13 protein-coding genes and 1 pseudogene are annotated in these 12,853 nt (G+C 70.6%); 5 read left to right on the plus strand and 9 right to left on the minus strand.

Features of this window, described 5'->3' with window-relative positions; all coding sequences use genetic code 11:
- Window positions 1-182 precede the first annotated feature (182 nt).
- The 5 genes from F4553_RS02440 to F4553_RS02460 all read right to left on the minus strand — a co-directional run bounded on the left by F4553_RS02440 (window position 183) and on the right by F4553_RS02460 (window position 4,768).
- On the minus strand, window positions 183-752 hold the full coding sequence (locus F4553_RS02440; protein ID WP_184831488.1) for a hypothetical protein: 570 nt from the start codon (window positions 750-752) through the stop codon (window positions 183-185).
- A gap of 44 nt (window positions 753-796) precedes the next feature.
- The gene (locus F4553_RS02445; RefSeq protein ID WP_221469660.1) at window positions 797-1,387 is read right to left on the minus strand and encodes a GNAT family N-acetyltransferase; all 591 of its coding nucleotides are present in this window, start codon (window positions 1,385-1,387) and stop codon (window positions 797-799) included.
- Window positions 1,388-1,401: 14 nt separating this feature from the next.
- The gene (locus tag F4553_RS02450; RefSeq protein ID WP_184831490.1) at window positions 1,402-3,594 is read right to left on the minus strand and encodes an acyltransferase family protein; all 2,193 of its coding nucleotides are present in this window, start codon (window positions 3,592-3,594) and stop codon (window positions 1,402-1,404) included.
- A gap of 329 nt (window positions 3,595-3,923) precedes the next feature.
- On the minus strand, window positions 3,924-4,262 hold the full coding sequence (locus F4553_RS02455; protein ID WP_184831492.1) for a cupin domain-containing protein: 339 nt from the start codon (window positions 4,260-4,262) through the stop codon (window positions 3,924-3,926).
- A gap of 11 nt (window positions 4,263-4,273) precedes the next feature.
- Window positions 4,274-4,768, minus strand: coding sequence for an NUDIX hydrolase (locus F4553_RS02460; protein WP_312875064.1), 495 nt, complete (start codon window positions 4,766-4,768; stop codon window positions 4,274-4,276).
- Between the two features lie 49 nt (window positions 4,769-4,817).
- Here F4553_RS02460 and F4553_RS02465 point away from each other — a divergent pair, with 49 nt between their 5' ends.
- Together F4553_RS02465 and F4553_RS02470 are read left to right on the plus strand one after the other, a co-directional pair.
- Window positions 4,818-5,117, plus strand: coding sequence for a hypothetical protein (locus F4553_RS02465; protein WP_184831494.1), 300 nt, complete (start codon window positions 4,818-4,820; stop codon window positions 5,115-5,117).
- Between the two features lie 58 nt (window positions 5,118-5,175).
- Complete coding sequence (locus F4553_RS02470; RefSeq protein ID WP_184831496.1) at window positions 5,176-5,814, plus strand: HAD family hydrolase; 639 nt, start codon at window positions 5,176-5,178, stop codon at window positions 5,812-5,814.
- Here F4553_RS02470 and F4553_RS02475 read toward each other — a convergent pair.
- The 4 genes and pseudogenes from F4553_RS02475 to F4553_RS02490 form a co-directional block, all read right to left on the minus strand.
- Window positions 5,759-7,792, minus strand: a complete 2,034-nt coding sequence (locus F4553_RS02475) for a prolyl oligopeptidase family serine peptidase (RefSeq protein ID WP_184831498.1) — start codon at window positions 7,790-7,792, stop codon at window positions 5,759-5,761. The genes F4553_RS02470 and F4553_RS02475 overlap by 56 nt on opposite strands.
- Before the next feature lie 96 nt (window positions 7,793-7,888).
- Entirely contained in the window at window positions 7,889-8,263 is a 375-nt protein-coding gene (locus F4553_RS42805; RefSeq protein ID WP_184831500.1) for an inositol monophosphatase family protein, read from the minus strand.
- A pseudogene (locus F4553_RS42810) lies at window positions 8,224-8,769 on the minus strand (inositol monophosphatase family protein); the annotation flags it as partial. The gene F4553_RS42805 and the pseudogene F4553_RS42810, both read right to left, overlap by 40 nt.
- 72 nt (window positions 8,770-8,841) lie before the next feature.
- Complete coding sequence (locus F4553_RS02490; protein ID WP_184831508.1) at window positions 8,842-9,327, minus strand: MarR family winged helix-turn-helix transcriptional regulator; 486 nt, start codon at window positions 9,325-9,327, stop codon at window positions 8,842-8,844.
- A 106-nt stretch (window positions 9,328-9,433) separates the two neighbouring features.
- On the opposite strand from F4553_RS02490, the gene F4553_RS02495 reads away from it, so the two are divergent.
- The 3 genes from F4553_RS02495 to F4553_RS02505 are packed head-to-tail and all read left to right on the plus strand — an operon-like array spanning window position 9,434 to window position 12,775.
- A complete protein-coding gene (locus tag F4553_RS02495) occupies window positions 9,434-11,047 on the plus strand; it encodes an MFS transporter (protein ID WP_312875065.1) in 1,614 nt (537 codons plus the stop codon).
- Window positions 11,040-12,281, plus strand: a complete 1,242-nt coding sequence (locus F4553_RS02500; RefSeq protein WP_221469661.1) for an FAD-dependent monooxygenase — start codon at window positions 11,040-11,042, stop codon at window positions 12,279-12,281. The genes F4553_RS02495 and F4553_RS02500 overlap by 8 nt, the downstream gene beginning before the upstream one ends.
- Before the next feature lie 32 nt (window positions 12,282-12,313).
- Window positions 12,314-12,775: a hypothetical protein gene (locus tag F4553_RS02505; RefSeq protein ID WP_184831519.1), complete on the plus strand. Its 462-nt coding sequence runs from the start codon at window positions 12,314-12,316 to the stop codon at window positions 12,773-12,775.
- Window positions 12,776-12,853: the final 78 nt, after the last annotated feature.

Raw genomic sequence — 12,853 nt, forward strand, 5'->3', positions numbered from 1 at the left:
GTCGAAAAGGGAGGGACGGTACCGGGACACTTGGAGAGCGCTCTCCGAGATGTCGTGAGTATTGCCCCGCTGTTGCGCGCGCGTCAATACGAGGTTGTCGATTGGTCAGCAATTGCCGGTTTGATGCTGCCGCAACGGATCTGCGGAGTTGCCGTCAGGAAAACGCTCTCCGGAGCTCGGGATCAGGAGACCTTCTGCTCGGCCGTACCGGTGGGCTGCGCAAACCACTTGCTCCGCCATGGCTCGTCCTCGAGTACGGCGTCGCCCAGAACGTCGTCGGGAGCGGCGACCCCGAGCTGATCCCGAGCGGCCGCGAGGAACTCTGTGATGGCGTTCTTGATCCGTGCCTGCGGGGTGGTACCCGGATAGTCCTTGGCCCGCTCGTCCGGTTGCCCTTCCGCTACGGCCCGAACGGCATAGGCGTGGTGGACCACCAGCCGTGCCGCCTCCTGCAGGCGGCCGCTGCCCAACAACCGGACCTGCTCGAAGAGGGCGCGCAGTTCGGAGTGCGCCTGGTCGACGCGGAGGGCGTGTCCGGTGGGATCGGGCGCCCGATCCAGGTGACGCGCGAGATGGACGAGCTGCCTGGCCGCACCGACGAACTGCTTGCAGAGCTCGAACAGCGGGACATCCCACCTGGTCTGCAGGGCATGCCGCTGCTTGGACCTCTCGATCAACAGCGTCGGGACGAATCCGATCGCCGCTCCGACGGCGAGCAGCAACGCGCTTGCGATCAGGGATTCGACAGCCATGACTGCGATGGTAGCTAAGTGGACGGTGGCGGCTCCGATCCGCCTCAGCTGCGGACCGCGGAACTACCCAGCCCCGTGGGGTTGCTGCCGTGCCGGACCAGGTGGTCCGGGAGCGGAGCGGCCCGGTACATCCGCACGTCGTCGTAGCGCTCGTCGCCGACGGCGACCCCGCCCGGCAGCACGCCCCAGATCCGGAACCCGCACGCCTCGTAGAGCGCGACCGCACCGTGGTTGTTGCCCCGCACCGCGAGCGTCACCACCTCGGCCCCGGCGCCGAGCGCCGCGCCGGTGAGCAGGTCGACGAGGATCCGCCCGAGCCCCAGCCCGCGCGCGTCCGGGTGCACCATGATCCGCTGCAGGTCGGTGACGACCGCCTTGGTCCCCGGCGGGTTCGCCACCCACGTCCCGAGCCCTTCGACCCGCCCGGCGGCCCGGACGACGAGCAGCCCGGCGGTACCCGCGGCGACCCGGTCCACGACCCCGAGCAGCCAGGCGTCCACGTCGGACCGGTCGGGGACGTCGAGCCAGCCGACGGCGCCGCCGAGGCCGACCACCGCGGCGACGACCCGATGGCACTCGGCCAGCAGGGCCTCATCGGCGTGGCCGGGCCATTCGGTCGTCACCGCGTCGTTCACGGGCCCAGTCTTCCCTATGAGGGCTGCCGTCCCACGGCACGGTCGATCGCCGCCGCCAGCGCCGGTGCCAGGTAGGGCGCGAGGGTGCGCCCGTAGGTCTGGGTCATGTGGTGCACGTCGGAGAAGGCGATCACGCCGCCGATGACGCCGTAGCAGGTCTGCGGGTCGCAGAAGAAGTCGGTCAGGTCCACGACGACCACGTGCGGGTTGCGGGCGTCGGTCGCGGCGGTGGACAGGGGGTCGGGCCACACCCAGTCCGTACGGGGGCCGGAGCACCGCGACACGTCGGTCTCGTGGGCGGCGACGCAGTCGGGGATGGGCCCGAAGTCGTTGGCCGGGTGCGGGGTGTCCCGGATGACCAGGACATCGGTGCCGGTGGCGATCCACCGGTCGATCATGTCGCGGTGCCCGTCGCGGACCGCGTCGAAGCCCTCGACGCGGTCCTTGAAGCCGGCCGGGATCCGCGACGGGTAGGCGCTGGTGACGACGAGGTCGTATCCGTGCTCGGTCGCGGCCACGACCCGCTGCGCCCAGGCCAGGCACGCGGTGGCGTCGGAGTTCGGCTCCCACCGCATCCGGGTCGTGGAGACGTTGCACCCCGACGCCAGGTAGGTCGTGATCTTGAAGTCGAGCCGGTCGGTGAGCGCCAGCAGCGCCGGCAGCCAGTGCCCGGCGTGGGAGTTGCCGACGAGCGCGATCGACACCTTCGCGTCGGGTCTGCCGTAGGTGCAGGTCGTGGTCTTCGGGAACGGCGGGTAATCGAAGCAGTCGTCGGCGTAGGCGACGTTGAGGTCGTTCTGGGCCTGCGCCGCGTAGGGGACCGGGCGGACGGCCGGGTCCGCGGGGCACTGCTGCGCCCCGAGCGCGAGCGCCGCGGCGCCGAAACACGGGTTGGGTACGCTGACCGCCTCCTCGACGACGGCGAGCGCCTCGCTGCGGCGGCTGTCGACATCGCGGATGACGGCGAACCCGGCCGCGACGACGACGACCATGCCGATCGCGGCGATCCGGAACGGCCCCCGCCGCAGCCAGCCGGTGCCGGGGCGGCGGAACGGGTCCTCGACGAGCCGCTTGGTGGCGACGGCGAGCACGATCGTGGCGGCGAGGATGCCGACGCGGTCCAGCGCGCCCAGCGGCCGGCCGGTGGCGTGGGGCAGCAGGATCAGCAGCGGCCAGTGCCACAGGTAGACCGAGTAGGAGATGTCGCCCAGGAACGCCAGCGGCTGCCGCCCGAGCAGCCTCTCGACGGGCCCGCCGGGGTGCAGGGCGCCCGCGGCGAGCACCGCGACGCACCCGGCGACGGGCAGCGCCGCCGCCCAGCCGGGGAACGGGGTGGCCGCGGAGTAGCCCCAGGCGGACCAGCCGATCGCGGCGAGCCCGGCGCCTGCGGCCAGCGACCACACGGCGGGCAGCCGCGGGCGCCACTCGTCGGACAGCAGCACCGCGGCGAGCAGGCCGCCCGCGCCGAGTTCCCAGATCCGCACCGGGGTCGAGAAGTACGCCGACACCGGGCTGGTGGCCGTCACCCATACCGACGCGGCGAACGAGGCGGCGACGACCACCGTGACCACGGTCGCGATCAGCCTCGTGACGTGCCGTTTCATCACCCGTGCGGCGAGCGCCACGGCGAGGATCAGGATCGGCCAGGCGAGGTAGAACTGCTCCTCGACCGAGAGCGACCAGAAGTGCTGCACGGCGGTCGGCGGGTCGGTGGCGTTGAGGTAGTCGACGGCGTCGGCCGACAGCCGCCAGTTCTGCACGTACAGGGCCGAGGTGATGACCTGCCCGGCGGCCCGCGCCCAGTGGGTGACCGGCGCGAACGCCACGGTGGCGGCGAGGGTGGCGCCGAGGACGAGCAGCGACGCCGGCAGCAGCCGCCGGGCCCGCCGCCCCCAGAAGGCGACCAGGTCGCGGGCGGTGCGTGGCGGTTCGCGCAGCAGGTGGCTGGTGATGAGGAAGCCGGAGATGACGAAGAAGGCGTCGACACCGATGAACCCGCCGGGCAGCAGGCCGGGCCACAGGTGGTAGACGACGACGGCGAGGACCGCGATGGCGCGCAGCCCCTGGATGTCCAGGCGCACCGACGGCTGCGGGGCGGGCGGCGGCTCCGGCTGCGGTTCGGGCTCGACCTCGGCGACCGGTTCGAGTTCGGGCTCGGCTGCCTCGGGGGGCCGGATCGTCGGCTCCAGATGCAAGTCGGTGGCCACGCCGCTCCCCTGGTCCATCGCCGGTCGCGCCAGTCGCCGGTCGCGCACAAAGCCCGGGCTGCGACCCGGGCTCGGTACGATTTGTCTTATATAGCCCCAAATTCCGGGGCTGCATTCGTCGAGTGGCGCGAGTGTATCGAGTCCAGATGAACCAGCGACAGGGTGTCGGCTACCCCGGTGCGGTCAGGACGGCGACGGCATCGGCGCAGCCCCACACGAGGGAGGGGCCGGCCCCAAGGTCGCCGCAACTCTTGAAGAGTTGGTCCTAACGGGGTATTAGGGCCAACTCTTCGAGAGTTGCGGCGACCTTGGGCGGTGCCGGGCGGTGCTCAGCGGGTCACGGGCAGGTCGGGCATCTCGACGACGATGGCGGTGAGGTCACCGTCGGCACGGGTGGTGTGGTGCTCCCCCGCCGCCCAGACCACCGCCTGACCGGCCCGGACCGGCTGCCACTCACCGTCGTCTCCGCACACCGTGCCGCGCCCGGAGACCACGAGAAAGAGCTGGTCGACGGTGGCGGGATGCCGCCCGATCTCGCCACCGGCGCCCACGTGCAGCGCCGTCACGGACACGTCGTCGTCGCGGACCAGCCCGACCGCCCAGAGGTGCCTGCTGTCAAAACTGTTGATCTCTCGTCCCTCTGCGGGCCCGAAGTCGACGATGCGCATGGTCGCCCATGCTAGGACATCGATATCTGCCGTAGTTCGGCGTACCGGTCGGAGGTGAGGAACATCGGAATCAGCAGCGCCGCCGACACCGACAGATCCCGGTCCGCCGCGAGCTCCGCCGGAACGAACACCATCGCCAGACCCTCACCCAGCACCACATCGTCCTGCTTCGCATCGGTACGCCCCGCGAACACGTGCATCGTGACCCGCCGCTCCACCCCGTCCTCGAAGGGACGCATCCCCGACCAGAACGGCAACAGCTCGCCGACAGACAGGCCGGTCTCCTCCAGCAGCTCCCGGTGCGCCGCCTCGACCGGGGTCTCCCCCGCCTCGATCTGCCCGCCCGGGAACCCCCACTGGTTGGCGGCGATCGGGGCGTGCTCATCGCGGAGCTGCATCAGCAGCGCCCCGTCGGCGTCGACGAGCAGAACGATGGCAACGGAGTACTCCAACATCCCGACACCGTATCCCACAGGGTGGGTCACGCCCTTGACCTGCTGCTTCACGGTTCGTAGGCTGTGCGGCTCCGGCAGGGGGCGGTCGAATGGAGGTCCGATGGAGCAGCAGACGGTGCCGCCGAAGGCGCGGGAACTGATCGCCGACGGCGATCTCGACCTGGCGCTGAGCGTCCTGCGCCGCCACAGCTTCACCCTCGCCGACGCAGTGGAAACCCTGCGCGACGAAGCGGGGCTGCGCTACGGCGACGCCCTCCAGCAGATCTGGGCGCACCCCGACTGGCACGAGGAGTCCGTGCGAGCCCGGGCCGTCCTCGACTCGTTCTGGTCGGCGTTCGAACAGGTCGCCGTCATCAGCGACGACGGCACCACCTGGGTCGTCGACCCCGACGCGCAGTAGTACCTAGGCAGAAGCACCTATAGCGCCCCGACCAGGGCAGCTGCCTACACTGCCGGGCATGACGATACGCGCGGTCCTGTTCGACATCGGCGGAGTCCTGGAGATCAACACCCCGACCGGGATCGCCGAACGGTGGGAACCACGACTCTGCCTCGCCCCCGGACAGCTCGACGAACTCGCCAACGACATCTGGGAAGCCGGAGCCGTCGGCGACATCACCCTCGACGACGTCCACACCCGCCTGCGCGACCTCCTCAAGGTCGACCCCCACATCGTCGACGAGCTCATGGACGACATCTGGACCGAGTACGTCGGCACCCCCAACACCGAACTCATCGACTATCTGCGAGCACTGCGCCCCGCGTACCGGCCGGGAATCATCAGCAACAGCTTCGTCGGCGCGCGCGAGCGCGAGGAGCAGGCCCACGGCTTCGCGGCCCTCGCCGACGTCATCGTCTACTCCCACGAAGCCGGGATCAGCAAACCCGACCCCCGGATCTACCTGCTCGCCTGCGAACAGCTCGGCGTCCGCCCCGACGAAGCCGTCTTCGTCGACGACACCGAGGAGATGGTCGCCGGAGCCCGCGCCGTCGGCATGCACGCCATCCGGATCACCGACAACGCACAGGTGCTCGCCGACCTCACGACGCTTCTGGCCGCAGGGTCCGCCACAGGAAGTCGAACTTCAACGCCGTGAGGAACGCCCGCTGGCTGCTGTCGGCGGCCGTCCCGTGCCCGCCCTCCACGTTCTCGTAATACGACACGTCGTAGCCGTGCGCCAGCAGCCGCGCCGCCATCTTCCGCGCATGCCCCGGATGCACCCGGTCGTCGCGGGTCGACGTGATCAACAGCACCGGCGGGTACGCCTGACCGGCGCGCACGTTCTGGTACGGCGAATACCCCCGCAGGAACTCCCAGTCGTCGGGATTATCGGGATCGCCGTACTCCGCCATCCACGACGCACCCGCCAGCAGCTTGTGGAAACGCCGCATGTCCAGCAGCGGCACCCCGATCACGATCGCCCCGAACAGCTCCGGGTACCGCGTCAGCATCACCCCCGTCAGCAACCCGCCGTTGCTGCGCCCGTCCACACCCAGCTGCGCCGCCGTCGTCACACCCCGGGTGACGAGGTCCTGCGCGATAGCCGCGAAATCCTCGAACGCCCGCGGCCGCCGCTCCCGCTGCGCGGCATGGTGCCACGCCGGACCGTACTCACCGCCGCCGCGGATGTTCGCCACCACATAGGTGCCGCCCCGCGCCAGCCACGCCCGCCCCGTCACCCCCTCATAACCGGGCAGCTTCGCGTTCGCGAAACCCCCGTACCCCGTCAGCAGCGCCGGCCCCGGCCGGGCGGCCGGATCGCCGATCACGAAATACGGCACCCGGGTCCCATCGGCCGAGACCGCGAAGTGCTGCTCCACCGTCATCCCGGCCGGGTCGAAGAACCCCGGCGCCTGCTTGAGGACCTCGGGACCGCTCCCGCCCAGACGCCCCTGCCGCAGCGTCGCCGGCTCCAGGAACCCGTCGGTGACCAGCAGGTAGTCGTCATCGTCGTCCGGATGCGTGTCCAGGATGTAGGAGCTGCTCAGGTCCGTCGCGTCGATCAGCGGCGACCGCTCCCAGCCGCCGTCGCCCGGCGTCAGCACCTCCAGCCGCGTCGCGACATCCACCAGCAGGTTCAGCACCAGGTGGTGCTGCGTCCACGACCACGTCGACAGCGCCGTCCGCTCATCGGGCTCGAACAGCACCGTCAGGTCCCGCCCGCCGGCGACGAACTCGTCGTACCGGGCCGCCAGCAGGGCACCCGCCGAGAACACCACACCGCCGACCTGCCACGGCGTCCGCAACCGGACCAGCAGCCACTCCCGGTGCACCTGCGCCACCGCGTCGTCGGGCACCTCGATCCGCACCAGGCCGCCGTCATCGGTGAGCTGCCAGATCCGCCGGTGGAAGAAGTCCGTCGACCGTCGCACGAAACTCCGCTCGAACCCCGGCGTCAGGTGCCGCGACGCGTCCACCAGCACGTCACCCGGCTCACCCTCGAACACCACCACCGACTCCTCCAGCGGTGTCCCCCGCCGCCACAACCGGATCACCCTCGGGTACCCCGACACCGTCATCGAACCCGGCCCCGTATCGGTCCCGACGAACACATGGTCCGCGTCGACCCAGTGCACCGAGCTCTTCGCCTCCGGCAACACGAACCCGTCCGCCACGAACTCCCTGCCGACCAGGTCGAACTCGCGGACCACCGTCGCGTCCGCACCACCGCGCGACAAGCTGACCAACGCCCGCTCGTACGCCGGGCGCAGCACCGCCGCACCGTGCCACACCCAGTTCTCACCCTCCGCAGCGGCCAGGGCGTCCACATCCAGCAGCACCTCCCACACCGGGGCCGCGGTCGCGTACTCCTGAGGCGTCGTCCGCCGCCACACCCCGCGCGGATGCTCCCCGTCGCGCCAGAAGTTGTAGAGGAACCCGGCCCGCCGCCGCGGATACGGAATCCGGTGGTCGTCGTCGAGGACCTGCCGGATCTCCTCCCGCAACGCCGCGAACCCCGCACCACCCGTCGCGGCGACCATCCGCTCGTTGTTCTCCGCCACCCAGCCCGACGCCTCCACGGAGTCGAGCTCCTCCAGCCACAGGTACTCGTCGGCGTCCAGCTGTTGATCCATCCGCCAACTATGCCCGACCCGGGGCCGCCCGCACTACGACCGGACTGCGAACCGCACTCGGGAAACTCCACCGCGGTGCGATCCCGTCGCCGGCACTCAGGGGCGCGCCGGATATCCCAGTTCGGAGAGCAGCAGGCCGTGCAGGTTGGCGTTGGAGTAGAGGCCGCCGCCTTGATCGCCCGCAGCTCCCCCGGTTCGGTCGGTGAACCGGCCGCCCGCCTCCTGGACCAGGAGGATCCACGGTGCGTGGTCCCAGATGTGGTAGCGCTCGACCAGGAAGGCGTCGATCTCGCCGCGGACGAGCTCGACGGCAGGCGGGCGCCCTGCGGGAGGCGCGCCCTGGACGCCTCGTCCATGGCGTCGAGCCGTGCGGCGGCCAGTGTCGAGGTGGTGCTGACCTCGAGGCGGCTGGGTTCGGCACCCACGCGCGGCCAGGACGACTCGAAGGAACCACCGCCTCGGGTCGCCCACCAGCAGCGGCGCAGCGCAGGGGCGGTGACGACGGCGACCTCGGTGCGACCGGCGACCTCCAGCGCTATCTGGACGCGCCAGTTCGGGTCGCGCCGGCTGAACGACGACGTGCCGTCGATCGGGTCGATGATCCAGACCCGGTCGGATTCGCCGCGTCGGCCGAACTCCTCGCCCAGGAGCGCATCCTGCGGCCGCGCTGCGGACAGCGTCTGGCGTACCAACTGCTCGACGGCTCGGTCGGCTTCCGTGACCGGGGTGCCGTCGGCCTTCGACGTCGCCGAAACACCGGCCTCGAAGTAGGCGAGCGCGAGGTCCGCGGCCAGATTCGACGTGGCGAACGCGAGCTGAAGGTCGTCGGTGCTGTCCACGATCGACGACGCTAGCAGCCCGGCCCGATCCCCCGTTTGAGACGGGCGAGAGGGGCCTGCTTGTATCGATGCAGTGTCCGGCCGCCCGCGTGCGGGCGGCCGGACATCCACTGTGGTTGAGCCGACCGACGGCGTCACATCGCCTAGAGCATCCTAGGATACTGGAGTGGTGGCCAAGACCCGCCGGAGGCATCTCCGCGCTCCCGGCGTTCAGCGCGTCGGCGGCTCCGGTGCAGGGGCGTTGAGCTGGTCTTCCATGGCGCCGCGGAGCTCACCCAGCAGGCTTTCGAACTGCTTGAGCAGCTCGGGTGGGTACTGCGACATCACCCGGCCCACGCGGGTGCCGAGCGGGCCGAAGAACTCGTCGGCGAGCCGGTGGATGTGGGTGCTGCTGCGCAGGGTGACGAGACGGCGGTCGGTGTGCTCGCGCGTACGCAGGACGTGGCCGGCCTGTTCGAGGCGGTTCACGAGCGCGGTGGTGGCGCCGGAGGTGAGGGAGATCCGTTCGCCGAGCCGGGCGGGGGTCAGGGCGGCGCCGCGCTCCTCGGCGTTGAGGATCTCGATGAGGGCTTCGGCGTCGGTGGAGTGCAGGCCGAGCCAGGCGGCGAATCTGCGGCTGAACTCGCGGTAGTTCGCGCCGTACGAGCGCAGGCTCTCCGCCAGCCGTTCGTGCTGTGGCTGCATCGGCTCGCTCATGCCACCGCTCCCTTCCTGCTGCTGAATGGTTTGACAGCTCGCGATCATCAAAGTACCTTCATGGTGAAGCTACTTCAACGTGAAGTCTATTTCTGCGGAGGTACCCGTGGGCAAGGAAACTTCCACCCGCCGCTGGCTCGGCTTGATCGCCATCGCACTCGGTGTGGCATTGATCGTGGTGGACACCACCATCGTGAACGTGATCATCCCGTCGATTATCCAGGGCCTGGAGATGACCTCGGTCCAGGGCCAGTGGGTCCAGGTGTCCTACGCCATCGTCTTCGCGGCGCTGCTGCTGGTCGTCGGGCGGATCGCCGACGTCGTCGGCGCCCGCCGGGTCTTCGTCGCGGGCGTCGTGGTGTTCGGCGTGACCAGCATCCTGGCCGGGCTCGCCCCCGGCGGCGGCCTGCTGATCGTGGCACGTTTCCTGCAGGGCGCCGGGGCGGCGATGATCCTGCCGACGTCCCTGGCGCTGCTCAACGCCACCTTCACCGGCAAGGCCCGCGGCCAGGCGTTCGCGGTCTGGGGCTCGACCATCGGCGCCGCCGCCGCACTGGGCCCGCTGCTGGGCGGGTGGCTCGCCGAGCACGCGTCCTGGCGGTGGGCTTTCGGCATCAACGTGCCGCTGGCCGTCCTGATCGTCGTGGGCGTGCTGGCGTTCCTCGCGCCGTCGCCGCGTACCTCCGGGCGCATCGACGTGATCGGCTCGGTGCTGTCCGCGCTGGGCCTGGGCCTGCTGGCCTTCGGCTTGATCGAGGGCCGCACATACGGCTGGGTCACCACCGTCCACCCCATGGCCGTCGGCGGCCTGCACTGGGACGGCGGCCCGTCGCCGGTGCTGGTCGCGCTGGTGCTGGCGGTCGCGGCCCTGGGCGGATTCGGGTGGCGGCAGGCGGCGCTGCTGCGCGGCACCGGCTCGGACAAGGTGCTGATGAACCTGAGCCTGTTCTCGCTGGCGTCGTTCCGCAACGGCAACCTCGCCACCCTGATCATCGGGCTCGGCGAGTTCGGCATCGTCGCGGTGCTGCCGCTGTGGCTGCAGTTCACGCTCGGCTACAGCGCCGTGCAATCCGGTCTCGCCCTGGTCCCGATCGCTCTGGGCAGCTTCATCGCCAGCGGAGCCAGCTTCGGCATGGCCGGAAAGGCCTCGCCCCTCGCGCTGGTGCGCCTGGGACTGGTGCTGGAGGCCGTGGGACTGGCCGGACTCGGGCTGATCGCCTCGACCGACAGCTCCTGGTGGTCGCTGGCGCTGATCCTGTGCGTCTACGGCGTCGGGGTCGGTTTCGCCACGGCACAGGTCACCAACGTGGTGCTCGCCGACATCCCGGAGCGCGACAACGGGCAGGCCTCCGGCATCCAGAGCGCCTTCCGCCAGCTCGGTTCCGCGCTGGGCATCGCGGTCCTGACCACGGTGTTCTTCAGCACGCTCACCTCCCGGCTCGCCGAGGGCCTCCGGGACGACGGAGTAGCCGCGGGCCAGGCCGACCAGTACGCGCACGCCGTCACCGACAGCGCCGGCGCCGCCATCGCGAGCCTTGCGCAGCAGCCGCAGACCCTTGCGATCGCGGAAGCGGGCCGCAGCGCCATGACCGACGCGGTCTCGCTCGGCGCCTACCTCGCCTCCGGCTTCATCCTGCTGGGCCTGCTCGGCACCGCGTTGATCCCCACACCCCGGCCGCAGAGCGCGGACGCGGTCCCGCTCCAACCGGCCCATGTCTGACAGCGGCACCGACATCACACCCACCGAGGACGCGATCATGTCTCGACCCAGCATTCTGATCTCCGGCGCCAGCATCGCCGGACCCGGCCTCGCCTTCTGGTTGCACCGCTACGGCTGGCAGACGACGATCGTCGAACGCGGCGAGTCCCTGCGCAGTGAGGGTCAGAACGTCGACGTCCGCGGCGCCGGTCGCGAGGTGGCCCGCCGGATGGGCATCGAGGACGACATCCGTGACGCCGGCACCGGTGAGAGGGGAACACAGTTCCTCGATGCCGACGGTGCTGTCGTGGCCAGCTTCCCGGCCGGCGCCGCAGGCGCCGACGGCCCCACCGACGAACTGGAGATCCTGCGCGGCGAGCTCGCCCGCATCCTCGTCGAGCACACCAGCACCGACACCGAGTATCTGTTCGGGACCCACATCACCGCCGTCGAGGACCTCGGCGACGGTGTGGACGTGACCTTCGCCGGCGGCGAGCAGCGCCGCTTCGACCTGGTCGTGCTCGCTGAGGGGATGCGGTCGCGCACCCGCGCCCTGATCTTCGGCGATCAGGTCCGCATCCGTCCGCTCGGCCTCTACACGGCGTGGTTCACCGTGCCGCGCATCGACACCGACACGGCGTGGGCACGCTGGTTCAACACCACCGGCGGCCGGGCCATCCTCATCCGACCGGACAACCTCGGCACCACCCGCGCCGCGATGTCATTCCTCTCACCACCGCGCGGATACGAGGACATGGACCGCGACCAGCAACGACGCGTCCTACGCACGGTGTTCCACGGAGTCGGATGGCAAGCTCCCCGGCTACTCGACGAGCTTGCCGACACCGACTTCTACTTCGAGGCGATCGGCCAGGTCACAGCGCCGCGCTGGTCCACCGGGCGGATCGCGCTGCTGGGCGATGCGGCCTACGCCCCGTCACCGATCACGGGCATGGGCACCAGCCTCGCCCTCGTGGGCGCCTACGTCCTGGCCGGGCAGCTGGCAGCGGGCGGCTCCCATCACGACGCGTTCGCCTCCTATGAACGGATCATGCGTCCCTACGTCGATCAAGCGCAGAAGCTCCCGCCCGGCGTGCCGCGCATCGCCAACCCCAAGAGCCGGATCGGCCTCAAGATCTTCCACACCGGACTGCGCTTCGCCGCCGGCCCGATCGGCAGCCGCATCGGCGGGCTCGCCGGCACACTGTTCTCCCCACCCGCTGACAAGATCGACCTGCCTCAGTACTCCTCGTGAAACCGGCGACCGCATCGCCACGTCCCATGAGGATGACGACCAGACTCCACCTTGTCTCGATATTGACGTGGACATCCCTGGCGGCCGTGCTGCCGGCGTGCTCGGCCACCACCCCGTCCGCTCCGGCGCGATCAGCGGCGAGCAGCACCGAGGGCGATGCCGCCGTCTGGACTCTCGAGCCGGGCCAGAGCCCTCAGCGATCGTCCACGAAGTTCCGTGCCCTCGTCACGCGCCTGGGCTGCAACGGCGGGGTCACCGGGCAGGTCTCGGCACCTCGGATCCGCACCAGCGAGTCCGAGGTGGTCGTGACCTTCACCGTCGCCCCGAAACAGCTCGGTGCTGCGACGTGCCCGGGCAACGATCAGGTTCCCTACGAGGTGGTCCTCGGCGAGCCGCTGGGGGGCAGGTCGCTCGTCGACGGCGAGTGCCTGCCCGGCGAGCAGGCGGCGACCACTTCCTTCTGTTACCCGGACGCCATCCGCTTCACGCCGTAGCGCCCGACGGCGCGAGCAGCGGGACAACCCAGCCACAACAGCGCCGCAACCGCTGCCGTGTGCCCTGGGGACCGACCG

The organism is Allocatelliglobosispora scoriae (assembly GCF_014204945.1).
GTDB classification, from domain to species: domain Bacteria; phylum Actinomycetota; class Actinomycetes; order Mycobacteriales; family Micromonosporaceae; genus Allocatelliglobosispora; species Allocatelliglobosispora scoriae.